Raw genomic sequence first — 23,218 nt, forward strand, 5'->3', positions numbered from 1 at the left:
TAAATCCTTGTTTCGTTTTCTATGGGTCGCGGACCGCAAGATTGCCCCGCTTGCAGAGAAGACCCGCAAGGGCCGCGCTTTATTCCTGGGCGCTATGAGATTTTTTCTGGAAGGGCTGAAACTGCAGGAAGCGGCCATACGGAAGGCTGCCCAGACACAATTCAGAAACAAGATTCAACAGTTCGGAAAAACTGGCGAAAAGATCGGATGGCATAAGCATCCCTCAACGGCCGGAAATCTGGCCGCCGCACAAGCGCACGGACACAGGCGCACGGACGCAGGCGCACGGACACAGGCGCACGGAATTGGGTACGGCAATGCAACGAGGTTCGAACGGATCGATGGGTGCCCCGCCCGGCATGTCGCTCGCCGCCGGCAGCGCCCAGGCAATGCGCGCGCTTGCGCCCTACGCCCATGCTCCCGAAACTGTGAAGACGGGGCGGTCGATTCCGTGATAACCGCCCGGCCAAAGAGGGTGCGGCCGGCGATCGCCGGTCTGAATTCCGGAATCTTCCGTTCTGGAAGCTTCAGTCATTCCCCCTCCATGAACAACGATCAAATTGCAGCGACGGCACAGCCGGCAATGCCCGCCGGCGCGGCGGCGTGACCGAGATGTGCCTGTAACGGCTTGCCAGGACGAGAAAGTTTAGAAATGGACCACGGTATCGATATCGCCGAACTGGACAGGGAAGCGGCACGATTGGGCGCAGGGCCCGAGACCAGCTCCGACAGCGTCGATGCACTTGCGGGAATTGCCTCCGGAGCGCACGGCCAGGTCCTGGCGGGCGCCGATTTTGCCCGGGCAGGCCAACCGGACGAGCGGCTCGACAAAGTCTTCGAGCAACTCGCCGGAACATTCGCCACGCTGCCGGCGGTGATCTCCGAGGGCCGCACCTGGACCTATCGGGAGCTGGACAAGCGCGCCAACCAATTTGCTCGCCTGCTGGTCAAGCGCGGCGTGCGGCCGGGTCACCGTGTCGGGCTCATCCTCGACCGGTCCGCGGAAACCTATGTGGCCCTGCTCGCCGTGGTGAAGGCGGGTGCCGCCTTCGTGCCGCTGGCCACCGCCTTTCCGCAAGAGCGCATGGCGCTCATCATCGAAGACGCCAGCGTCAGCCTGGTCGTCACCATCGCCACCTACGCTTCGCGGGCCGACCAGCTGCCGGTTCCGCACCTGTTGATCGACAGCGCCGCCGCCGAAATATCAGCCCAATCCGACGCGCCGCTGAAGCCGCATAAGGCGCCGGCCCCTACGGCGGTCGAAGACATCTGTTACATCCTCTATACGTCCGGCACCACCGGCAGGCCGAAGGGCGTCGCCATCCGCCACCAGAGCTTCGTCAACTTCATCCGCGTCGCCGCCGCATCCTACGGCTACCGGCCGGGCGATCGCGTCTACCAGGGCATGACCATCGCCTTCGACTTTTCCTCCGAGGAGATCTGGGTGCCGTTCGTCGCCGGCGCGACGGTCGTGCCGGCACCAGGCCAGATGCCTCTCGTGGGCGAAGAGCTCGCCGATTTCCTGCGCCATCACGACATCACCTGCATGGCCTGCAGCCCGACGCTTCTGTCGTCCATGACATCGGACGTGCCCAGCCTGCGCACGCTGCTGGTCGGCGGCGAGGCCTGCCCGCACAATCTGGTGGTGCGCTGGTCGAAGCCCGGCCGGCAGATCCTCAACACCTATGGCCCGACCGAGGCGACCGTCACGGCAACCATGGGTGTACTGACGCCGGACCGGCCGGTGACGATCGGCGCGCCGCTGCCCACCTACTCGATCGTCATTCTCGACCCTTCGCTGCCGCGGCTCGCCGAACCTGGCGAACTGGGCGAGATCGGCATTGCCGGCATCGGGCTGGCGGCCGGCTATCTCAACCGGCCGGACCTGACCGAACAGAAGTTCATCGCCGATTTCCTCGGCCTGCCGAACAACCCGTCGAAGCGCATCTACCGCACCGGCGACCTTGGCCGGGTCAGTGACGCCGGCGAGATCGAGTATGCCGGGCGCATCGATACCCAAGTGAAGATCCGCGGCTATCGCATTGAACTCGGCGAGATCGAGGCCGTGCTGCTCGACCAGCCCGAGATCGCGCAGGCCGCCGTCACCACCTGGGAGATCGAGCCCGGCCGCGTCGAACTCGTTGCCTATTACGCGCCCAAGGCCGGCCAGCCGGCTCTCTCGCGCGCCGACATTGCCCAGACGATGAAGCGGCGGCTGCCCGACTACATGGTGCCCTCCTATCTGGAGGAACTGCCGGCGATCCCGATGACGGTCTCCAACAAGGTCGACCTTCGCCAGTTGCCCAAACCAACCAGCGTCCGGCTCTCGGCCGATCGCGCCATGGTGCCGCCCGGCAATGACGACGAGCGTTTCCTGGCCGACGCGCTATGCGCCGTGCTGAAGTTCGACGATGTGTCCGTCGAGGACAATTTCTTCGACGATCTCGGCGCCAACTCGCTGCTCATGGCGCATTTTTGCGCGCGTGTGCGCACCCGCAAGGAATGGGCGACGACGTCGATGCGCGACATCTATCTCTATCCGACGGTGGCGCGCCTGGCCAAGCACCTGAGCGTGGCGGAAGAGATGACGACGGCCACCAACGAGCCCGTTCTCACCCGCCAGGCGTCCAATTTCGTCTACTGGACCTGCGGCGCGGCGCAGTTGCTGTTTTACGCGCTCTACAGCTACGTGGCCTTGTGGGCGATCAATGACGGCCTCAACTGGGTCTATGACACGCTCGACGACCCGCTGCAGCTTTATGTCAGGTGCGTGGTGCTCTCAGCAGGCGTGTTCTTCGGCATGTCGGGCTTCGCCATTGCCGCCAAATGGCTGCTGGTCGGCCGCTGGAAGGCGGAAGCGTTCCCAATCTGGGGCCTGCGCTACTATCGCTTCTGGGTGGTCAAAACCTTGATCCGCACGGCACCCGTCGTGCTGTTCCGCGGAAGCCCGCTCTACAGCCTCTACCTGCAGCTTCTGGGAACCAGGATCGGCAAGAACGTGGTCATCGAATCCCGGGCGGTGCCCGTGTGCACGGACCTGATTTCGATCGGCGACCGAACGATCCTGCGCAAGGAATCGCTGATCCTCGGCTATCGCGCCCAGGCCGGCTATATCCACACCGGGCCGCTGACCATCGGCCGCGACGCCTTCGTCGGCGTCGGCTGCACGCTCGACATCGACACCGCGATCGGCGATGGCGGCCAGCTCGGTCATTCCTCCTCGCTGCAGCGCGGGCAAAGCATCCCCGACGGCGAACACTGGCATGGATCGCCCGCGGTGCCGACCACGGCGGACTATTGCAAGGTGCGCAACGTCAATCCTCCCCGCATCCGGCGCTTCCTCTACGAGGCTGTGCAGCTGATAGGCCTGTTTGCCATCGTCACCCCGCTGCCGCTTTTGTTCCACAGCTATTGGGAGAATGTCGGCGACGACTATCAGGAGACGATCGGCATTGTGGCGATAGGCACCACGGTCACGCTGTTCGGCTACATCGCCGCGGCCTTTTTCGCCGCCACGGTGGTGCCGCGCCTGTTCAGCCTGATCCTGAAACCCGGCCGTACCTACACGCTTTATGGCTTCCGCTACTGGCTGCAGACAGTTGCCGAGTTCTCCAGCAACTCCCGCGTGCTCGGGCTGCTGTTCGGTGACAGCTCGGCCATCGTCCATTACATGAGCGCCATCGGCTGGAACCTCAACAAGGTGGTGCAGACGGGCTCCAATTTCGGCTCCAACCAGCAGCACGAAAACCCGCTCCTGTGCGAGATCGGCACCCAGACCATGGTGTCGGACGGGCTTTTCATGATCAACATGCACAAGTCCGCTTCCGCGTTCCGGCTCGAGCCGACCCGGATCGGCGAGCGCAACTATCTCGGCAACAACATCTACTATCCGCCGGATGGACGCACGGGCGACAACGTCCTGCTCGGCACCAAGGTGATGGTCCCCATCGACGGGCCACTGCGCGAGAATGTCGGCCTTCTGGGCTCGCCGCCCTTTGAAATCCCGCGCATGGTGAACCGCGACAAGGAACTCATCGCCGGCATCGACGAGCAAGACCGACGCCAGCGCATCCCGCTCAAGAACCGTCACAATCTGGTGACGATCCTCCTGTTCATGGCAACGCAATGGGTCATGCTGTTCGCCACGCTTGCGATCTGGGACCGGGCACTGAACTACTACACCGAATGGGCTGAGATCGCCCTCTTCGTGGCGGTGCTTTTGACCTCGGCGATCACCATTCCGTTCTACATCTTCGTCGAGCGGGCAAGCCTCGGTTTTCGCAAGCTGAAGCCGCAGATAACGACGATCTACGACGTCACATTCTGGCGCCACGAGCGCCACTGGAAGCTCGCGGATTCGCCTGTTGTGCGCCTGTTCGCCGGCACCCCGTTCCGGCCGATGATCCTGCGCATGCTTGGGGTCAAGGTGGGCAAGCGCGTCTATGACGGCGGCGCCAACCTGACCGAGCGTTCCCTCGTGGTGATCGGCGATGACGTCACGCTCAATGAAGGCTGCGTCATCCAGGCCCACTCGCTGGAAGAAGGTGCGTTCAAGTCCGACTTCATCCGTATCGGCGATGGCTGCACGCTCGGACCTTCCGCCTTTGTCCATTACGGCGTGGTGATGGGCAAAGGATCGATGGTCGATGCCGATTCCTTCGTGATGAAGGGCGAGGAGTTGGAGCCCAACTCGATCTGGCGCGGCAATCCGGCCAAGCTGCACCGGTTCGTCGAGCCGGTCATGGAAGACGGCTCCAGGGCGTCGTCCTGACGCTCGATCCCGATATCGTCGGAGGCCACATGGCAGAGCGATCCGGAAGCACCGCGGACATCCGGATCGGCCCGGTGACCCCAGCCAATCGCGCTTTGGTCACCGCATTGCAGCTGGCGCCGGAGCAGATGGATTTCGTCGCCAGCAATGCAGCCTCCCTGCGTGAGGCCAGATTCGATCGGGACGCGCGGCCACGCGCCGTCATGGCAGGCGACCAGATCGTCGGGTTCCTGATGTACGAGGCGCCGCGGGACGATGACGAGGCGCGCATCTACCGCTTGATGATCGACCGTGCCTCGCAAGGCCGGGGTTACGGCAAGGCCGCGTTGCGTGAAGTGCTGGAGGAAATCGGCGGGCTCGGCCACATCAGGCACGTGTCGATCTGCTACGAACCGGAGAACGAGGCGGCGCGGCAGCTTTATCGCAGTGCCGGTTTCGTCGAACAGGGGCTCGACGAGGACGGCGAAATGATCGCGGATCTCATTCTGCCCACCGGCGACCGATGACGCCGCCCGCCGATCCGTCCGAGGAAATCGCCATGGCCCGCGCCATGGCCGCCATGGCTCCTGCCGGGGTCCGCACCGGTTGCAGGATCATCCGCGAAGGCGACGAGACCCATCTGTTGCCGGCGGAAGCACGCTCCATCCCCGCTCGCCAGCCGTCTATGCGGCGGGCCAGCGGCGCGGCGCGATTGCTCGCGCACCGACTGCTGACGGATGCCGGCTTCGACGGTTTCGCCCTCTTGCGCACGCCGTCCGGTGCACCCGCATGGCCGGACGGGATAACGGGCTCGCTCGCGCATGACGACGACATGGCCGTGGCGGCGGTCGCGCCTGTTGGCCGCATCGCCTCGCTCGGCATCGACGTCGAGCCGGCGCTGCCCCTGCCCGATGAGATTTTCTCGCTCGTGGCAATTCCCGAAGACCGGATCGACGCCGCCGACCGGCAGCTTGCCGGCCGCATCCTTTTCGCCGCCAAGGAAGCGGTCTACAAGGCCGCCTATCCGCTGGATCGCGAGGTGCTGGGCTATGAGGATATCGCCGTAGACCTCGAAAACGGCCACGCGACGACGAGGACGGGCCGCAAGGTCAGCTTCGCACACTGTATCGCCCCGCGCGTGGTCGTGCTGGCGTTTGTTGCCAGATAGGCGTTGGCCTATTCGCCAACTATCTCGCGGTAGGTCCTCACCGCGCCATCCAGCCCGCGAATGCGCCAGCGCTGCCCGTCCTGTTCCTCGACATGGCAAGGTCCGAGCGGCACTTTCCCTCCCCCGTCGGGCAGGTCGAGCACATAGACAGGGTTGCAGATGCCCGACAGGCGCGCGCGCAGCGCTTCCACCAGCGCCTGGCCTTGCGCGATCGTGGTGCGCCTGTGTGCCATGCCGCGTGCGAGATCGCCATGGTGGAGGTAGTAGGGTTTTATCCCCAGCCGGTACATCAGCTCGCGGCAGAGCTCTTCCAGCGCTTCGACCGTATCGTTGACGCCCTTCAGCAGAACGCTCTGGTTGAGCATCACGAAGCCGGCCTGTCGCAAGGCGCGGCAGGCCACTTCGGTGGCGTCGGTGATCTCGCGCGCGTGGTTGAAGTGGGTGACCACCGTCACCATCAGCCGACCCTGCAGCGCCGCGACCAGCCCTGGCGTGATGCGCGACGGCAGTGCCACCGGCACGCGCGTGTGGAGGCGCAGCAATCGCACATGGGCGATGTCCTCGATGCGCGTCCGGATCTCGGCCAGTGCCTTGTCGGGCAGCGACAGCGGATCGCCGCCGGTCAGGATCACTTCGCGGATTTCGGGATGGTCCGATATGTAGGCCAGCGCCGGCTCCAGCGCCTCGCGCGTATAACCACGGCCGATCGACGTCAGCGATTCCTTGCGGAAGCAGAACCGGCAATAGATCGCGCATTGATAGGTCGGGAACAAAAGCACCCTATCGGCATGGCGATGCGTCAGCCGCGGCACCGGGCTGAATTCGTGATCGGCGATCGGGTCGCCAAGCTCACCCTCAGCCTCGTCCAATTCCCCAGGCGACGGGATCACCTGCGCCCGGATCGGATCGGCGGGATCGTTCCAGTCGATCAAGTCGAGATAGGCCTTTGGCGCCCGCACCTTGTGAAGCGCCGCGGCGGCGTGCGCGGCTTCGCGCTCGGCCGGCGAGAGCGGCAGGGAAGCGAGGTCGCGCACATGGCGCACGCCGGCGCGGACATCGTCCTGCCAGGCGGTGTCGGCGGCGCGGGTCGCATCTTTGAGATTGGGCATCGGCGTCTCGGCTGTTTGCGCGGACCTATCGGCCGGATGAACAGCGCGGTCAACCGCTGTCGCAACGCCAACCATGTCCGCCGCCTTCACAACCTGTGCCCACCCGCGCCAGCCATCGCCACAAAAGCGCTTTCAATCGTCTCGAACCTCAGCTCCGGATAAAGCGTCCCGGCTTCCGGGGTGGCCGTCTCGAGCGCGGTCTCGCCGCGGATCCAGAATGCGCGCAGCAATCCAAGGCCGGGAACCGCCGCGATCAGCGCCTCCAGCTCCTCGGCGCTCATCTGCTTGACGCGGGGCGAACGGCCGCTCACTTGCCGCCACAGCTCGATCATTCCACCTTGGGTGATCTTGTTTTGCGCGATCCGTATCTCGCTGCGCACAGCATTGGGATCCTCCAGCGCGCGCATGGTGACCGCGGCGATATCCTTCTCGCTGACGAAGGTCGCCGGAACGTTGCCCTCGCCATAGAGCGTCACCTCGTCGGGCGGCAGCGGCGACGAGCCGAAGCGCGTCAGGTCGCCCAGCGTCGCCACCCAGGTCGAGAAGAAGCCGTTGGTGTAGATCACCGTATAGGGCAGGTCGGCCTCACGGACCGCGTCGAAGACGGCCCGCTTGATGTCGAGCGGTTCGATCGAGCCGGGTGCGGCGGCGGCAAAGTCGAGGCCGAAACCGGCGGACGGCACATAGCGGGAGATACCGGCATCCCTGATGGCGCGCACCAGCGTCATCTCGCTGGCCGACCCCACATGCACCGAGCTGATGACGCGGTCGACCTTGCCGACGGCGCGCACGAGGCTGTCATAGTCGTCGAGATCGCCGACATGCACCGTGGCGCCGAGATCCTTCAGCGGGCGCATCCGCGCTTCATTGGCCGACGTTGCCTGCCGGACCAGAACATGGAGGCTGTCGCCATTGCGCGCGCTGGCCTTGGCCATCTCGCTGCCGAGCAGTCCGGTGGCGCCGATGATCAGGGTGCTGGTCATATCGTCCTCCCATTGGCCAGAATTCCGTTAGCAAGGATCGAACCATCCCAGTCGCGTTCGAGGCCGATGTCATGCAAACGGCGATCGGAAAGCCGGGAGATCCGGCGCAATGTGCGGCGGCGCTCGAACGCTGCCGCGCTTCGCATGGCAAGGCCGCTCATCGCGGCGCCGATGGGTCGAAGGGTCAAGGTCATAATCCGTCTCCTGTGTTTCACTGGGCGCAAGCCTGCCGATGTCGCCCGAGTGGGGCGAGCATGACGATTGCTCACATTTGTCTGGTCAATTCAGCGCATCGATGAACCGGAAAGCCGGTGTGGATGCTTGGTACGCCTGAATATTGGGCCATTGAGGGCTGGACGACAAACGACTCTTTGTGCAGGATTTGTGAGTAACACTCACAGGTCGATCCGATGCCGCGCAGACTGCCGCCCCTCACCGCTTTGCCCGCCTTCGACGCGGCGGCCAGGCATTTGAGTTTCTCCAAGGCCGCGGAGGAGCTCAACCTCACCCATGGCGCGGTCAGCCGCGCCATCCGCAACATCGAGGACAGGCTGGGCATCCAGCTCTTCGATCGCGGCACACGCTCCGTGCGCCTCACGGGCGTCGGCGCGACCTATGCGGCGGAAGTCGGCAAGGCGCTCGACCAGATCGCCGCCGCCACCATCGCCGCCACACCCGACCGCTCGACGCGCATTCTCAATGTCAGCACGTCCGACGGTTTCGCCGGCCGCTGGCTGGTGCCGAGGCTGCATCGTTTCCATCGCGCCAATCCCGACATCGACGTGCGGCTGGCGACTTCGGGCGTGCTGGCCGATTTCGTCAGCGACGGCATCGACATATCCATCCGCTACGGCCGCGGCGGCTATAGCGGGGTGACGGCGGAATTCCTCGCCGACGAGGAGGTTTTCCCCGTCTGCAGCCCGGAACTGCTGCAAGGCGAGCATCCGCTGCATCTGCCAGCGGACCTCAGGCACCACAAACTGATCCACGACGCCTTTCGCATCGACTGGGCGACATGGCTTGAGCAGGCCGGTGTCGAAGGCATCGACCCCACACGCGGCGTGCGCTTCGATTCCGCCACCTTCGCCGTCGAGGCCGCCGTGCATGGCGAAGGCGTGCTGCTCGGCCGCAGCGCGCTGGTCTCGGCCGACCTCGCGGCAGGCCGGCTGGTCCGGCCCTTCGATCTCGCGCTGAAATCGGCGGCCAGCTACTACGTCGTCTATCCCGAAGGCGCGCTGCGCCAGAAAAAGATCAGGGCGTTCCGCGACTGGCTGTTCGCCGAAGTGGCGGCCGACTGGATTGGTGCGAAGAAGAGCGGCTGATCCGACGGCGCCAAACCGCCTCTGGGCATTCCTGCCCGGTTTCAGGTGGCGCTCGACACTTTCGCGATCGCCGCCAGCACCAGCAGAGCCAGACAGCCAACAAGTGCCATCAGGCCCAGCGACCAGGAAATGCCGATATGGGCCATGGCCAATGCCAGGGCGAACGGCGCGACCGCCGAGACGATCAGGCGGGCGGACATGGCGCGTCCCTGCAGCCGGCCATAGCCTTCGCTGCCGAACAGCATCAGTGGCAGTGCCCCGGTGACGATGCTGAACAGCCCGTTGCCCATTCCGAAGACGACGGCGAACGCCATCGCGCCGGCGATCGAAGGCGCGGTGCCAAGCAGGATGACCACGCCCGCCGTCATCAGCATGGCTGAGATGATGGCGAGCCGCAGCGGCGGCAGGTTGATCCCGAAGACCATATTGATGAAACGGCTGAGCACCTGCGACGGCCCGAACAGCGTTCCAACGATGGCGGCGGCGGCACCCAGACCGAGCCCGGACAGCAGCGGCACCATATGGACCAGCACGGCGGCGCTGACCAGGTTCTGGAGCGAGAAAGCGACAACCATCAAGGCAAAGCCGAGCGGCCGCGCCGGGGCCGGCAGCGATCCCGCGACGTGCCGTGGCGGCTCGATCGCCGCGCGCCTGCTCCTGGCCAGCCCCTGCGAGAGCCAGGCGTGCAGCGGCAGGCAGACCAGCAGGTTCAGCCCGGCAAAGACGAGGTAGACGTCTCGCCAAGGCAAATGCCCATGCAGCGCCGATGTGATCGGCCAGAAGACGGTCGATGCGAAACCGGCGATGAGGGTGAGATAGGTTATGCTGCGCTGCGCGGCACGCGGCCGGATCTGGACCAGCAGCGCGAAGGCCGCGCCGTATTGGACAAGGTTCGATGCTGCCTCCAGCGCAATCAGCGCGCCGACGAAGGCTGGACCGTTGGGCGCATAGGCACAGGCGGCAAGCGCAGCGGCAGCAACGGCCGAGCCGGCGGTCATGATCCGTCCCGCGCCAAAACGGTCGATCCAGCCGCCGAGCCAGGGTGCGGTCAGCCCGCCGGCCAGCAGCGCGGCCGATAGCGCGCCGAATATCCATTCGGTCGGCCAGCCCAGATCCTTCGCCATGTCGCCGGCAAGGATGCTGAAACTGTAATAAAGCGTGCCGTAGCCGATAATCTGGGTGATCCCGAGCGCGGCGACAGCCGCTATCGGCGCACGCTCCGCGGTTTCGGCTTTTGCAAGGCTTCCATCATTGCCCACCGCGGTCATGGCTCACCACCTCGCCGTCTTCCTTGGTGAACCGGCTCACCGGGTGGTCGAGCAGATCCAGCACAAGCTCGGACGGACGGCACAGCCGTGTCCCTCTCGGCGTTTCGACGATCGGCCGGTTGATCAGGATCGGATGCTGGAGCATGGCATCGAGCAGTTGGCCGTCGGACCATTTTGGATCGGCCAGGTCCAGTTCGGCATAGGGGGTGCCCTTTTCACGCAGCAGGGCGCGCACGGGAATTTCGAGCGTCGCTATCAACTGCTCCAGCCGCGCACGTGGCGGCGGATGTTTCAGATATTCGACGATGGTCGGCTCCTCGCCGCTCGCCCTGATCATGGCGAGCGTGTTGCGCGAGGTGCCGCAGTCCGGATTGTGGTAGATGGTGATCGTCATGGCCTGGCCTCGATGGGGAACGGTTGAACGTGCGGCTGCAGCAGCCATGTCGTCAGCGCCAGGGCAATGCCCGCGCCGGCCAGTTCGGCGGCGATGAAGCCCGGCAGGCTTGCCGGACTGATTCCGGAAAAACTGTCCGTCAGTGACCGTGCGGCCGCGACCGCCGGGTTGGCGAACGATGTCGATGCGGTGAACCAGTAGGCGGCGGTGATATAGAGGCCGACCAGCCAGGGGATGGCCGAGCGCTCGAAACGCAGGCCGGCGAGAATGACCGCCAGCAACCCGAAGGTCGCGATCCCTTCCGAAAGCCAGAGCGCGGGTCCCGTTCGGTCATGCGTCGACAAGGCGAGCGGCGAAAGCCCGAACATCAGGTGCGCGCCGACCGTGCCGGCGACGCCGCCCGAGAATTGGGCGAGCACATACCAGGCGCAGTCGCTCGCCGGCAGCCGGCGCGACAGCGCCAGGGCCATTGAAACGGCCGGATTGAAATGGGCGCCCGAGACCGGCCCCAGTATGGTGATGAGCACCACGAGGATCGCGCCCGTCGGCAAGGTGTTGCCAAGCAGCGCCAGTGCGCGATCGGGCGTCAGCGACTGCGCCATGATACCGGAGCCGACCACCGTGGCCACCAGCAAGCCCGTGCCGAGAGCTTCCGCCGTGAGCCGGCGCGACAAATCAAAACCGGCCATGTCCCGGATGGAGGATGCGCCAGGCACAGGGTGGTCGCCACTCATCGGGCAGGCTCCCGCGTGTCGGCCGCACAGCAGCCCGGCAACACCGCCGGCGCGCAGATTTCAGGCCGGCCGGAGCAACAATCCTCCATCAGGAAGCGGATAAGACCGCTCAGCATGTCATACTCGGCGCTGTAGACCATGGAGCGGGAATCGCGGCGCACGCTCACCAGCCCCGCGCGTTCAAGCTCCTTGAGGTGGAAGCTGACGTTGGACGCCGAAACCTCGACCTTTTCGGCTATCGCCCCGGCGGCGATGCCGTCGGGGCCGGCGATCACCAAATGGCGCAGCACGCGCAGCCGTGTTTCCTGCGACAGCGCCGCGAAGGCCGCCAGGGCTTGACGTTCATTCATATTTCAACAATCCTATGAATATTGAAGCAAGGATTATCGCACGTGCTCGCCTCTGACAATCGGGAATTTGATCTCGTGATCACAGCCGACCCGCGGGACATCACCATGGCCGGCTTGCTGGGCTTTCTGGCGGATCACAAGGAAAAGCCGCTGGTGTTTTTCCATGAAGGCGGGCCGGTGCTGCCGGGCTACCATGTCACCGAGGTCAAGGCCGGCCGCTTCGACGCGCTCGACTGCGGCGGGAATCCGGAATCATGGTCGGAGATCTTCGTGCAGCTATGGGACGTCAATGAGGACCGCACCCATATGCCGGCTGGAAAATTCGCGGCGATCATCCGGAAAGTGACCGAGCATGTCGGTCTCGACCAGGCGGCCAAGCTGACCTTCGAGGTCAGCGACGGCGTGCGCCCGATGCAGCTCTACCGGGCCGCCCTGCCCCGGCTGGCCGACGGCGCCGTGCATGTCGCGCTTGCGCCACGGCCAGCGAGTTGCAAGCCGCGCGACCGCTGGCTGGAGGAGGAAAAGAAGGCCAAGGCCTGCTGTGGCCCCTCCGCCGGGCCATGCTGCGGCTAACGGAGGGTGCTTTTGAGCATGTGAGTACCGGAAGCGCGGGCGTGAGCCATGTGCAGGCCGGCCGGACATCGGCAACCTTAGTCCTTGGCGCGAAAAGCGTCCGGCACCACGAACACTTCGTCGGCGCGGCCATAGCCGCCATCGGCGACTTCCTCCACAAGCACCATCGTGTAGGGCCGCACGCCCTCGCCGAAAAAGTCGACGAACATGGCGGTCGTGCGATGGATGAGGTCTTCTTTCTGTGCCTTGGAGAGCGCCGCCTGCGGCATCTTGATGTTGGCGAATGGCATGGTGTTTTCCTTGTCTTCTCAATCGTTTGGGCTAGGTTTCGAATGGAACGGGAGGCAGGCCGCCACAGCAGCAGCGGCCAGCCTCCTTCAGATCACGCCGCCATTGGCGCGGATGATTTGCCCGTTGACCCAGGCACTGTCCGGCCCGGCCAGGAACGAGACCACGCCGGCAATGTCGTCGGGCTGGCCGAGCCTGCCGAGCGGGATCATCTTGGCCGTGGCCTCGATCTGCGCCGCGCTCTTGCCATCGGTGAACAGCGCCGTCTCGACCGGTCCGGGCGCCACCGCGTTGACGGTGATGCCGCGCGCGCCAAGCTCCTTGGCCAGGATGTGCGTCATCGCCTCGACCGCCGCCTTGGTGGCGGCATAGACGCCGTAACCCGGCTGGTAGAGGCCGACCACGCTGCTCGAAAAATTGACGATGCGGCCGCCATCGCGAAGGCGTTTTGCGCCTTCGCGCATGCCACGGAACACGCCGCCGAGATTGATCGCGACCTGGGTGTCGAAGAAGGCATCATCGGCCTGCGCGATCGGCGAAAGCTTCATGATGCCGGCATTGTTGACCAGTATATCGATGCCTCCGAACGCCTTCTCGCCGGCGTCGAAGAGGCTGGCGATACCGGCCGGATCCGCGATATCGGCCTGCACGGCGATCGCCTTGCCGCCATCGGCTTCGATGGCGCGCACCAGCGCCTCGGCCTCGGCCTGTCCCCGCGCGTAATTGACGACGACCGCGATGCCGTCACGGGCGAGCCGCCGCGCGATCGCCGCGCCGATGCCCTTGGAGGCGCCGGTCACGATCGCCGCTTTGGTTTGGCCCGTGCTCGTTTGGCCTGAAGTCATGGAAGTCTCTCCTTCTTGTTGGTGAGACAGATATAGGCGGAGCCAGCTTCCGGATAATCAGCCCTGTCTTGACATCACTATTCGGAAACTGCGAACAAAGACCATGGATCGCCTGGACACGATGCGGCTCTTCGTTCGCGTGCTGGAACGGCGCAGCTTCACCGCTGCCGCCGCCGATCTCGGCCTGCCGCGCTCGACCGCGACGGAAGCGATCCGGCGGCTGGAAGAACATCTCGGCGCAAGGCTGATCGAGCGCACCACGCGCCAGGTGAACGCCACGCAGGATGGCGAGGCCTATTACCGGCGCTGCCTGTCCATCCTGGCCGAGATCGAGGATGCCGAGGCCGCCTTCCGCAATGCGGAACCCTTCGGCCTGCTGCGCATCGACGCCAGCACGCTGCTCACACGCACCTTCCTGTTGCCGCGCCTGCCGGAATTCCTCGCCCGCTATGCCAGGATCGACCTGCAGATCGGCCAGAGCGACCGGCTGGTCGACTTGGTGCGCGAGGGTGTCGACTGCGTCATCCGCGTCGGCGAGCCGCCGGACAGCGGCATGATCATGCGCCGCCTTGGCATGATCCGCGAGATGACCTGCGCCAGCCCCGCCTATCTCTCCCGCCACGGCACGCCCGCCTCCCCCGATGCGCTGGACGGCCATCAGGCGATCGGCTTCGTCTCCTCCCGCACCGGCGAAGTGCTGCCCTTCGAATTCACCGTCGGCGGCAAGACGCGCGAGGTCAGGCTACCCAGCCGCGTCGCCGCCAACAATTCCGACACCGCCGCCGACCTCGCCCGGCTTGGCCTCGGCCTCATCCAGGCGCCGCGCTATCGCTTCGAGAAGGATTTGGCAGAGGGAACACTGGTCGAGGTGCTGGCCGGGTATCCGCCCTCGCCGACACCGCTGTCGGCACTCTATCCGCAGAACCGGCAGCTCTCGCCGCGCCTGCGCGCCTTTCTCGACTGGGCGGCACGCATCTTCGCCGAGGCGAACCTGTAAGCGCAATTCCGGGAAAAGTGTGTAGCGGTTTTTCGTCCGGAGTTGCGTCAACACAAGGGAGCAGGCACTCGCCGTTGCCCATCGGCGCCATCTGATGTCAATGTCGCCGCGACAGCGCGCCATGGGGAGATGGCGCACCGCCAGGGAGGATTCTCATGACCAAGACGCAAGCCGGCTTGCCGCGCTATGACGATGCCGTTGCAAGCTTTAGAATCGAGGATGAGATCGCCAGACTGCAGGGCGACCCCGCGACCGGCATCAACGCCTATGTCGAATGCTGCGGCCGGCACACCGGCGGAAACCGCCTGGCCCTGCGCGCCATCTCTGCCGGGGGCGAACTCAGCGAATTCAGCTTCGAGGATCTCGCCGACATGTCGGGCGGCGTCGGCACTCTGCTGAAGGAGTTGGGCGTCGGCCCCGGCGATGTCGTGGCCGGCATGCTGCCGCGCATCCCCGAACTGGTGGCGCTGATCCTCGGCGCCTGGCGCATCGGCGCGGTCTACCAGCCGCTGTTCACTGCCTTCGGCCCGAAGGCGATCGAACACCGGCTTGGCTACAGCGGCGCCAGGCTGGTGGTGACCAATCCGGCCAATCGCGGCAAGCTCGACGAGGTCGCGAACCCTCCGCAAATCGCCACCATCCTCGGTGCTGGCGACGCCCTGTCCCCGGGCGACATCGATTTCCGTGCTGCGCTTGCCGCCGCCTCACCCAACTGCGACCCGGTGATGCGCAAGGGCGAAGACCTGTTCATGATGATGTCGACCTCGGGCACCACCGGCCTGCCGAAGGGCGTGCCGGTGCCGCTCAACGCGCTGCTCGCCTTCGGCGCCTATATGCGCGACGCGATCGGCCTGCGCCCAGACGACATCTTCTGGAACATCGCCGATCCGGGCTGGGCCTATGGCCTCTACTACGCCATCACGGGACCCCTGCTGCTCGGCATCGCCACGACCTTCAACGAGGGCGCTTTCACCGCCAAAAACACCTATGATGTCATCGAGCGGCTTGGCGTCACCAGCCTTGCCGGCTCGCCCACCGCCTTCCGCCTGCTGCTCGCCGAAGGTCCCGACGCCGCCGCGCGTGCAAAAGGCCGGCTGCGTGTGGTGAGCAGCGCCGGCGAGCCGCTCAACCCGGAAGTGATCCGCTGGTTCGACGCCCATCTCGCCGCGCCCATCCACGACCATTACGGCCAGACCGAGAACGGCATGATGGTCAACAACCATCACGGCCTGGCGCACCCTGTCCGCGCCGGCTCGGCGGGCTTTGCCATGCCGGGCTATCGCATGGTGGTGCTGGACGAGGCCGGCAACGAGCTCGGCCCCAACCAGCCCGGCATCCTCGCCGTCGACATCGCCAACTCGCCGTTGCGCTGGTTCGACGGCTACCACCAGGCCGAATCGCCGGCCATATCGGGCGGCTACTACCGCACCGGCGACACGGTGGAATACGAGCCGGACGGCTCGGTTTCCTTCATCGGCCGCGCCGACGACGTCATCACCTCGTCAGGCTACCGCATCGGCCCCTTCGACGTCGAAAGCGCGCTGATCGAACATCCCGCCGTCAACGAGGCGGCGGTGGTCGGCGTACCCGACCCGCAGCGCACCGAGATCGTCAAGGCCTTCGTCGTCCTGGCGCCCGCCTACGAGGGCAGCCCGGAACTCGCCGAAGAATTGGCGCAGCATGTCCGCAAACGCCTCTCGGCCCATGCCTATCCGCGCGAGATCGACTTCGTCGGGGAATTGCCGAAGACCCCTAGCGGCAAGATCCAACGGTTCTTGTTGCGCAAGGCCGAGGTGGAGAAAAGGAACGGGTGAAGGGCGGCGGGAAGATTGGAGTCGGTCCTGCGCCAATTGCTGAGACCTGCGCATTGGAGGCAAAGTCGAGTGCGGGCGATAGGCGCCACCGGTAAGGGCACGTCATGACGGAGCATCGAATCTATTCCACAAGCTTTGCCAGCGTCTATCCGCACTATGTCGCCAAGGCGCAAAGGAAAGGACGCACCAGAGCAGAGGTCGATGAGATCATCTGCTGGCTGACGGGCTACACCGAGAATCGAGGCCGAACTGGAGAAGAAAACCAGCTTCGAGGATTTCTTTGGTCAGGCCTCCCGACTGAATCCTTTGCGGAATTTGATTACAGGGGTGGTCTGCGGCGTCCGCGTGGAAGATATTGAGGATCCACTGATGAAGGAAATTCGCTACCTCGATAAGCTGATCGACGAGCTTGCGAAGGGGAAAGCGATGGAGAAGATACTCCGGAAATGAGGCGAGAGGCTCGAGCGCGCGATATCATCGACCGGGCGCACGGGCGCCAACGCTAATCACGCCTCCTCACACCGCGATCTGCAGGGTCCCGTGGCGCTTCACCTCAGCCTCTATCTCCCGCACCAGCGTCTCCAGCGCGGGATTGCGGACGTTGCGGGCGCGGCGAATGACGTAGGCGAGGTCCGGAGGCTTGGGGAACGACTTGTCGACGATCTCCATGCCGGGCCGCAGATGCCGCTGGCTGAGCAGCGCGACGCCGAGGCCGGAGGTCACGCCGGCGATGATGCCGGCCGCGCTCGAACATTCGAACACGATCTCGAACACCGTTCCCTCGTCCTGGCCGAGATCGAGGCCCCAACGGCGATAGAAGCAGTTCTCGTCGAAGGACAGGAACGGCACCGGGTCGCCTTTCCCAAGGGTCAGCTCGGGCGACTTCACCCAATGCAGGGTCTCGCGGAACAGCAGGACATCGGTGGGGCGGACGTCGTGCTGGAACACCTGGATGATGGCCGCGTCGAGCGCGCCCTCGCCCAACAGCTTCTGCAAGGCCAGGCTCATGCGCACCTGCGTGCGCACGCTCACCTCGGGGTACAGCCGGCGAAACCGGCCAAGGATGCGCGAAAGGTCCGTGCAGGTCGTATCCTCGGTCATCCCCAAAGCGATCTTGCCTTGCAGCGTGCTCTTCGACAGGCTCAGGATCGCCTCGTCATGGATGCCCAGGATGCGCCTGGCATAGCCCAGCAGATCCTGCCCTGAACTGGTGAACATCGGCGCATTCGCCTTGCGGCTGAGGATTTCGCAGTCGAGACTCGCTTCCAGCCGCCTGATCTTGTGGCTGACGGCCGATTGCGACAGGCCGAGCATCTCGGCCGCCCGGGTAACGCCGCCATGTTTCTCGATCGCCACCATCGCCCGCAAGGCATCGACATCCAGGCGGCGGCTCATCACTCTAGCCATGACAATCCTCGTTTGAAACGAAAGCAGCGCTTCAAGGTTTCGGCAGAGAACGGGCTTTGAGGTCAATCATAATGCCACATCTCGCGCCTATTTCATGGATATATCGAAATTTGTCATGTGCAAAGGCGCTTGCGCGCCGCCATAAATCCCGCATCCGAGATCGGCCGTGATCCGCTGGCGAACTCGCTTCGACGAAGAGACCGCATGACGCTCCCGAAACCTCCGTACCGTCGCCTGGCCTGGCCGCTTCTGGCGGCAGCCCTGGTCGTAAGCTGGAGCTCGGGCTTTGTCGGCATCCGTTACGCCAGCGAGAGCGCCGACGTCATGCTCGTGCTGTTCTGGCGAACCCTGATGTCAGGGCTGGTCCTCCTGCCCTTCGCGCTCATGGTCGGGCCGCGCATCGGCGTCCAGGCGCTGCTCCAGCAAATGGCGTTCGGCGTTGCGATGATGTTCCTCTATCTCGGCGGCTTCGCGCTTGCCATCGGCCAGCGCGTGCCGACCGGCCTGGTCGCGCTGATCTCGGACCTCGTCCCCCTCGCCATCGCGGCACTATCGCAGCCCGTTCTCGGCCACCGGCTGACATCGAGGCAGTGGACCGGAACGGCTCTCGGCGTGTTGGGCGTGCTGGTCGTTTCGCTGAACAGCCTCAGTCTCGGCACCGCGCCGGACTGGGCGTACGTGGTCACGATCGCTTCCATGATGGTCTTCGCCCTGGCGACCGTGCTGCAGAAGCGGATGGGGACGATCAACATGCCCATCCACCAGAGCCTGTGCATCCAATGCCTGACGGCGGCGCTGTTTTTTGCCGTTTGCGCCGAATGGAAAGGCGGGCTGATGCCGCCCCTTGATGGCCGGTTCGAGTTCGGCATCGCCTGGCTGGTGCTGTTTTCGACCTTCTTCTGCTACGGCGTCTATTATGCGAGCCTGCGCCTCCACAGCGCCGCGCAGGTCAGCAGCGTGATCTATCTCAGCCCGCCGGTGACGATGCTTTGGGCCTGGCTGCTCTTCGGCGAGCCGCTTTCGGCGGCGATGGTCCTCGGCCTCGCGGTGACGCTGTTCGGCGTCTGGCTGACATCGTCGCGTGGCACCACATCGAAGGGCGAGGCAGGTTTGCGCCCAGCCGGGCAGCCGGCCGATTGATCGCGATCCACGCAAACGCCAGCCAATTATCCAACTCAAGGGAGTGAACCATGAAGCTGACTGATTTCAAGGCCTTGACCTTCGATTGCTACGGTACGCTGATCGATTGGGAATCCGGCATGATCGACGCACTGAAGCCGCTGACCGGGCGGGTTAGCCGCGGCCTCGGCCGCGACGAGATCCTGCAGGCGCATGCCAGGCACGAATCCAGCCAGCAGGACTGGACGCCGCAAAAGCGCTACTGCGACCTTCTGGCTGTCGTCTACAAGCGGCTCGCCGAGGAATGGGGCGTCGTGACCACGCCGGAGGAATGCATCGCCTATGGCCAAAGCGTGAAGGACTGGCCGGCCTTTGCCGATACCGCCGCCGCCCTGCAATACCTCAAGCAGCACTACAAGCTCGTCATCCTCTCCAACGTCGACAATACGAGCTTCTCCTTCAGCAACAGGAAGCTCGGCGTCGATTTCGATGCGATCTACACGGCGGAGGACATCGGCTCCTACAAGCCGTCGCCCCGGAATTTCGACTATATGCTGGAAAAACTGGCGACGCTCGGGATCGGCGACAGGCAAGTCCTGCACACGGCCGAAAGCCTGTTTCATGACCATGCCGTGACCAACCGCCTGGGCCTTAAATCGTGCTGGATCCACCGCCGGCATGCCGATCAGGGTTTCGGCGCCACGATGCATCCCGGCGAGATGCCGAAGGTGGACTTCCGCTTCGACAGCATGGCCGACCTCGCCAAGGCGCATCAGGAAGAATTGGGCGGCTGATAGAAGGCCATCCCTTGAGCTGAAACCAGAACTCGCCTGAGCGCCATCAACTCTTTTTACGGGCGGCGCCGCGCTTTTCGGCGGAAGTGCCGGAACCCCACAGGGCGCGGCCGAGCAAGCCCCTGCGTTTGCGCGGGGCGAGGTCGATATCGCTGACCAGCTTGGCGCCACCCTTGCGCCGCTCGAGCGTGATCTTGCGGCTGTGGAAGGCCTCCAGCTCGGCGCGGTGCGCCACGCTCAAGATGGTCACATTAGGCAATTCGTGGATGATGGTCTCCATCATCCTGTCCTGGCTCTTCTCGTCGAGTGCCGCCGTCGCCTCGTCCAGCACGATGATATCGGGCGCGTGCAGGAGCAGCCGCGCGAAGGCCAGGCGCTGCTTCTCGCCGCCCGACAGGGTCTGGTCCCACGGCGCGTCTTCCTCGATCCGGTCGCCAAGATGACCGAGCCCAACCTTGTCGAGGGCAGCCCTGATCTGCGGGATCGTCCAATCCTCGGCGGCGCCTGGATAGGCAGCGGCCCGGCGCAGCGTGCCCGAGGGGATGTAGGGGCGCTGCGGCAGCATGAACATGCGCTTGCCCGGGTGGAAATCGACGCTGCCGCCGCCCCACGGCCACAAGCCCGCTATCGCCCGCACCAGCGTGCTCTTGCCCGAACCGGATTCGCCGGCCACCAGCAGCCGCTCGCCCGGCTGGATCACCACCTCGGTTTCCTTGACCACGGCGGTGCCGTCATCGAGCGACACGGACAGATTGTTGAGGTTGAGCATCGTGTCGTCCTTGGTCTCGCCGCGATTGATGCGTCCGAGCGCGTCGCTCTCTTCCGCGCGCTCGAGCCCATCCAGCGACATCATCAGCGAGGCGATGCGCCGTGCCGAGGCGTTCCAGTCGGCCAGGCGCGGGTAATTGTCGACCAGCCATCCGAACGCGCCCTGCACGATGGCAAAGGCGGATGCCGCCTGCATGACCTGCCCAAGCGACATCGAGCCGTCGAGGAATTTTGGCGCGCACAAAAGCACCGGCACCACCGGCGCGAACAGGCTCGATCCCTGCGAGACCAGCGCCGTGCGCATGTGCTGGCCAGCAAGCATCGCCCACTTCCCCAGCACGCCGGCGAAGGTCCTGTCGATGCCGCTGCGCTCCTCCTCCTCGCCGCCGAGCAGGGCGATGCTCTCGCCGTTTTCGCGCACGCGCATCAGCGTGTAGCGAAATTCCGCTTCCGCCTGGTTCTTCTGCTCGGAAAGTTCGACGAAATGCCGGCCGATGACCACCATCGAGGTGGAGGTGATGCCGGCATAGATGACCGCGGTGATGACGAGAAAGCCCGGAATGGTGACGGTCGAGGAGCCGATCGGCAGCGTCAGCGCGCCGCCGATGGTCCACAAGACGACGATGAAGGTCGAGGCCGCCAGGAACGCGTTGAGCACGCCGGAGACGAAATCAACAGGCGATTCGGTGGCGATCCGCAAATCGTCGGCGATGCGGGCTTCCGGGTTCTGGTGATCGCCGCTGACGAGATTGAGCTGGTAGTAGCGGCCGTTGGTGAGCCAGCGGCCGATGATGGATGTAGTGAGCCAGGAGCGCCAGCGGCGCTGGATCGTCATGCGCAGATAGACCTGCGCAACGACAAGGCTGACGCTTCCAAGCACCAGCGGCACGAACACGGCGCTCAGGAAATAGACGGTCGGCGCATTGCGCTGCTCGATGGCGTCGAAGATCGAGCGGTTCCAGACATTGATCCCGTACTGGAAGCCGACATTGACGCAGATCAGGATCAGGAGCGCGATCGTGCATGGCCAGGCGAGCTTGTCGCCCCGCCGGCTCCAATAGCCGCGCGCGCTGATCCAGAAGCGCTTCAGCAGGTATTTCTTGCGCGCCTGTTCGGCCTGTTCGGGGCTCAGCTGCGGATCAGGTTCCACCGCCGCTGGCGGCGGCGCCGCCTCGCCGACGACCTCGGATGCGGCCTCGACATCGGGTACCTTCTCCCGGCGGGGCTTCCTGGCACCGTTTGGCTTGGCGCCGCCGGCCGGCCTCTGTTTGGGTTTGATGTCTGCCACAACGGCCATAACGGCCTGGGTATCGGAAGGTTTCATCATGAGGGCTTGCGACCTTGCCAGGGCTGTCCTGGTGCCCCGATATCCGCCACGTCTCGCCATGAGTTCACCGCCGCACAATCGCCACCAAGCCACGCGAAGAGCTTGTAAAACGGAGGTTTTCACGATGCGTCTGGTCTGGACTTTGGTGTTCGCGCTGGCGAGCGGTGCGGCGTATGCGGCTTCGCCGGAGGACGACTACATCGCCGCGCGCGACAAGGCGATCGCGGCCATCGCCGCGATGGAAAGCGCGAACGCTCCGGTGGAAACGCTCGATGCGGCCAATGAGAAGGCCCGCGCCGATCTCGAACAGCGCCTTTCGACGCTTCTTGGACCTTTCACGGTCAAGGGTTTTCCGGCGGCCGGCAGGATCAATATCGAAAGCCTCAGTTCCTCCGATGTCGGCTTCGGCATGCTGGACGGGCTGCGTCACGGCACCGAGGACGGCCCCAGCATCGTCGCGTCGACACGCGGGCTGGTCGAGCGCTGGCTGCAATCGCGTGCGGCGGAGACGGACGCCGATCTCAAACTGCCCACCAGCTTCGACGCGGCGCTGAAGCTCGATGCGTTCTACACCCAGGCGATCGGCAGCGACGCCGCTTTCACAGGCACGCTCGACTTCACCCTGAAGACGCCCGACGGCGCCGACATGGCGATCGCCCGCCTTGGCGGCTGGGCACAGGATGTCGGACCTAACTACGACCAGGAAATCGTCGTCACGCTAGTCAAGGGCAACAGTGTCATGATCGCCGAGGCGCCCGCGACACCGCCCGTCCCAAGGATCGCGGCCTGCGAGGCGGTCTGGACCGCGGCCGACGCCGCCGCCCAGAAACTGGTCAAGCAGGCCACCGACGACAGCGACGAAAATACATCCGATGCCGCCGACGCCGCCTGGGCAAAAGGCGACAGCGACTTCCGCGCCTGCATGGGCAAGAACCTGCGCGACAACCCGGCCTTCCCCGCGCTGCTTGCCCAGGCGCAGACGCTTGCCGACCAGATGGCTGGGAAGTAGGGCGCGCAAGGCGGACGCGGCGCTGACGCTGCCAATCTCCCCCTCGGGGGGAAAGATTGGCTGTTTCGTCGTCAGCACCGTTTCCACCCCTTGCGGCCTCCGCACCCCATCACGATATTGCCGGCGCGCTGGTCTTGCTGACGGCAGTTGCCAGCACCGTTGAAAATTGATGAAAGGAAGTCCCGATCGCGCATGGCGC

The 23,218-nt window shown here is 64.9% G+C and carries 21 protein-coding genes and 1 pseudogene; 11 read left to right on the forward strand and 11 right to left on the reverse strand.

Features of this window, described 5'->3' with window-relative positions; all coding sequences use genetic code 11:
* Positions 1–652: 652 nt before the first annotated feature.
* The 3 genes from LB524_RS13505 to LB524_RS13515 are packed head-to-tail and all read left to right on the forward strand — an operon-like array spanning position 653 to position 5,918.
* Positions 653–4,771 (forward strand): Pls/PosA family non-ribosomal peptide synthetase, encoded by a 4,119-nt coding sequence (locus tag LB524_RS13505; RefSeq protein ID WP_224527109.1) that lies wholly within the window; start codon positions 653–655, stop codon positions 4,769–4,771.
* A gap of 29 nt (positions 4,772–4,800) precedes the next feature.
* Complete coding sequence (locus tag LB524_RS13510; RefSeq protein ID WP_224527112.1) at positions 4,801–5,277, forward strand: GNAT family N-acetyltransferase; 477 nt, start codon at positions 4,801–4,803, stop codon at positions 5,275–5,277.
* A complete protein-coding gene (locus LB524_RS13515; RefSeq protein WP_224527115.1) occupies positions 5,274–5,918 on the forward strand; it encodes a 4'-phosphopantetheinyl transferase in 645 nt (214 codons plus the stop codon). The genes LB524_RS13510 and LB524_RS13515 overlap by 4 nt, the downstream gene beginning before the upstream one ends.
* Positions 5,919–5,926: 8 nt before the next feature.
* Here LB524_RS13515 and LB524_RS13520 read toward each other — a convergent pair whose 3' ends face one another.
* The 3 genes from LB524_RS13520 to LB524_RS13530 form a co-directional block, all read right to left on the reverse strand.
* Entirely contained in the window at positions 5,927–7,027 is a 1,101-nt protein-coding gene (locus LB524_RS13520; RefSeq protein WP_224527118.1) for a KamA family radical SAM protein, read from the reverse strand.
* Between the two features lie 86 nt (positions 7,028–7,113).
* Positions 7,114–8,010: an NmrA family NAD(P)-binding protein gene (locus tag LB524_RS13525; protein WP_224527120.1), complete on the reverse strand. Its 897-nt coding sequence runs from the start codon at positions 8,008–8,010 to the stop codon at positions 7,114–7,116.
* Positions 8,007–8,171, reverse strand: a complete 165-nt coding sequence (locus tag LB524_RS13530; protein ID WP_224527121.1) for a DUF1127 domain-containing protein — start codon at positions 8,169–8,171, stop codon at positions 8,007–8,009. Before LB524_RS13530 ends, LB524_RS13525 begins: the two co-directional genes overlap by 4 nt.
* Before the next feature lie 249 nt (positions 8,172–8,420).
* On the opposite strand from LB524_RS13530, the gene LB524_RS13535 reads away from it, so the two are divergent.
* On the forward strand, positions 8,421–9,332 hold the full coding sequence (locus LB524_RS13535) for a transcriptional regulator GcvA (RefSeq protein WP_224527124.1): 912 nt from the start codon (positions 8,421–8,423) through the stop codon (positions 9,330–9,332).
* Positions 9,333–9,373: 41 nt separating this feature from the next.
* On the opposite strand, the gene arsK is transcribed toward LB524_RS13535, so the two are convergent.
* Genes arsK through LB524_RS13555 form a run of 4 tightly spaced genes read right to left on the reverse strand, consistent with a single transcriptional unit; the run spans position 9,374 to position 12,078 of the window.
* On the reverse strand, positions 9,374–10,600 hold the full coding sequence (gene arsK, locus LB524_RS13540) for an arsenite efflux MFS transporter ArsK (protein ID WP_224527127.1): 1,227 nt from the start codon (positions 10,598–10,600) through the stop codon (positions 9,374–9,376).
* Complete coding sequence (gene arsC, locus LB524_RS13545) at positions 10,581–10,994, reverse strand: arsenate reductase (glutaredoxin) (protein WP_224527130.1); 414 nt, start codon at positions 10,992–10,994, stop codon at positions 10,581–10,583. Before arsC ends, arsK begins: the two co-directional genes overlap by 20 nt.
* The gene (locus tag LB524_RS13550; RefSeq protein WP_224527488.1) at positions 10,991–11,683 is read right to left on the reverse strand and encodes an aquaporin; all 693 of its coding nucleotides are present in this window, start codon (positions 11,681–11,683) and stop codon (positions 10,991–10,993) included. Before LB524_RS13550 ends, arsC begins: the two co-directional genes overlap by 4 nt.
* 41 nt (positions 11,684–11,724) lie before the next feature.
* Positions 11,725–12,078, reverse strand: coding sequence for an ArsR/SmtB family transcription factor (locus LB524_RS13555; RefSeq protein ID WP_140617964.1), 354 nt, complete (start codon positions 12,076–12,078; stop codon positions 11,725–11,727).
* Between the two features lie 105 nt (positions 12,079–12,183).
* On the opposite strand from LB524_RS13555, the gene LB524_RS13560 reads away from it, so the two are divergent.
* Positions 12,184–12,651 carry a DUF6428 family protein gene (locus tag LB524_RS13560; RefSeq protein WP_224527506.1) on the forward strand — a complete coding sequence of 156 codons (468 nt, stop codon included), beginning with the start codon at positions 12,184–12,186 and terminating at the stop codon, positions 12,649–12,651.
* A 77-nt stretch (positions 12,652–12,728) separates the two neighbouring features.
* On the opposite strand, the gene LB524_RS13565 is transcribed toward LB524_RS13560, so the two are convergent.
* Both LB524_RS13565 and LB524_RS13570 read right to left on the reverse strand, forming a co-directional pair.
* Entirely contained in the window at positions 12,729–12,941 is a 213-nt protein-coding gene (locus LB524_RS13565; RefSeq protein ID WP_015316894.1) for a tautomerase family protein, read from the reverse strand.
* A gap of 87 nt (positions 12,942–13,028) precedes the next feature.
* Entirely contained in the window at positions 13,029–13,784 is a 756-nt protein-coding gene (locus LB524_RS13570; protein ID WP_224527133.1) for an SDR family oxidoreductase, read from the reverse strand.
* Between the two features lie 103 nt (positions 13,785–13,887).
* Here LB524_RS13570 and LB524_RS13575 point away from each other — a divergent pair, with 103 nt between their 5' ends.
* The 3 genes and pseudogenes from LB524_RS13575 (at position 13,888) to LB524_RS13585 (ending at position 17,045) form a co-directional block, all read left to right on the forward strand.
* Complete coding sequence (locus LB524_RS13575) at positions 13,888–14,781, forward strand: LysR family transcriptional regulator (protein ID WP_224527135.1); 894 nt, start codon at positions 13,888–13,890, stop codon at positions 14,779–14,781.
* Positions 14,782–14,936: 155 nt separating this feature from the next.
* Positions 14,937–16,595, forward strand: a complete 1,659-nt coding sequence (locus tag LB524_RS13580; protein ID WP_224527138.1) for an acyl-CoA synthetase — start codon at positions 14,937–14,939, stop codon at positions 16,593–16,595.
* A 104-nt stretch (positions 16,596–16,699) separates the two neighbouring features.
* Positions 16,700–17,045 (forward strand): annotated as a pseudogene (locus LB524_RS13585) (DUF2200 domain-containing protein).
* 66 nt (positions 17,046–17,111) lie between these two features.
* Here LB524_RS13585 and LB524_RS13590 read toward each other — a convergent pair.
* The gene (locus LB524_RS13590) at positions 17,112–18,002 is read right to left on the reverse strand and encodes a LysR family transcriptional regulator (protein WP_224527140.1); all 891 of its coding nucleotides are present in this window, start codon (positions 18,000–18,002) and stop codon (positions 17,112–17,114) included.
* A 204-nt stretch (positions 18,003–18,206) separates the two neighbouring features.
* Between LB524_RS13590 and LB524_RS13595 the strand changes: the two genes are divergently transcribed.
* Both LB524_RS13595 and LB524_RS13600 read left to right on the forward strand, forming a co-directional pair.
* A complete protein-coding gene (locus LB524_RS13595; RefSeq protein WP_224527142.1) occupies positions 18,207–19,142 on the forward strand; it encodes a DMT family transporter in 936 nt (311 codons plus the stop codon).
* Between the two features lie 50 nt (positions 19,143–19,192).
* Entirely contained in the window at positions 19,193–19,915 is a 723-nt protein-coding gene (locus LB524_RS13600; protein WP_224527147.1) for a haloacid dehalogenase type II, read from the forward strand.
* Positions 19,916–19,961: 46 nt separating this feature from the next.
* On the opposite strand, the gene LB524_RS13605 is transcribed toward LB524_RS13600, so the two are convergent.
* Positions 19,962–21,980 (reverse strand): ABC transporter ATP-binding protein/permease, encoded by a 2,019-nt coding sequence (locus tag LB524_RS13605; protein WP_263484592.1) that lies wholly within the window; start codon positions 21,978–21,980, stop codon positions 19,962–19,964.
* A 154-nt stretch (positions 21,981–22,134) separates the two neighbouring features.
* Here LB524_RS13605 and LB524_RS13610 point away from each other — a divergent pair, with 154 nt between their 5' ends.
* Positions 22,135–23,019 carry a hypothetical protein gene (locus LB524_RS13610; protein ID WP_140725162.1) on the forward strand — a complete coding sequence of 295 codons (885 nt, stop codon included), beginning with the start codon at positions 22,135–22,137 and terminating at the stop codon, positions 23,017–23,019.
* The last annotated feature ends 199 nt before the right edge of the window (positions 23,020–23,218 follow it).

Origin of the sequence: Mesorhizobium sp. ESP6-5 (assembly GCF_020164695.1) — a bacterium.
Classification (GTDB): Bacteria; Pseudomonadota; Alphaproteobacteria; order Rhizobiales; family Rhizobiaceae; genus Mesorhizobium; species Mesorhizobium australicum.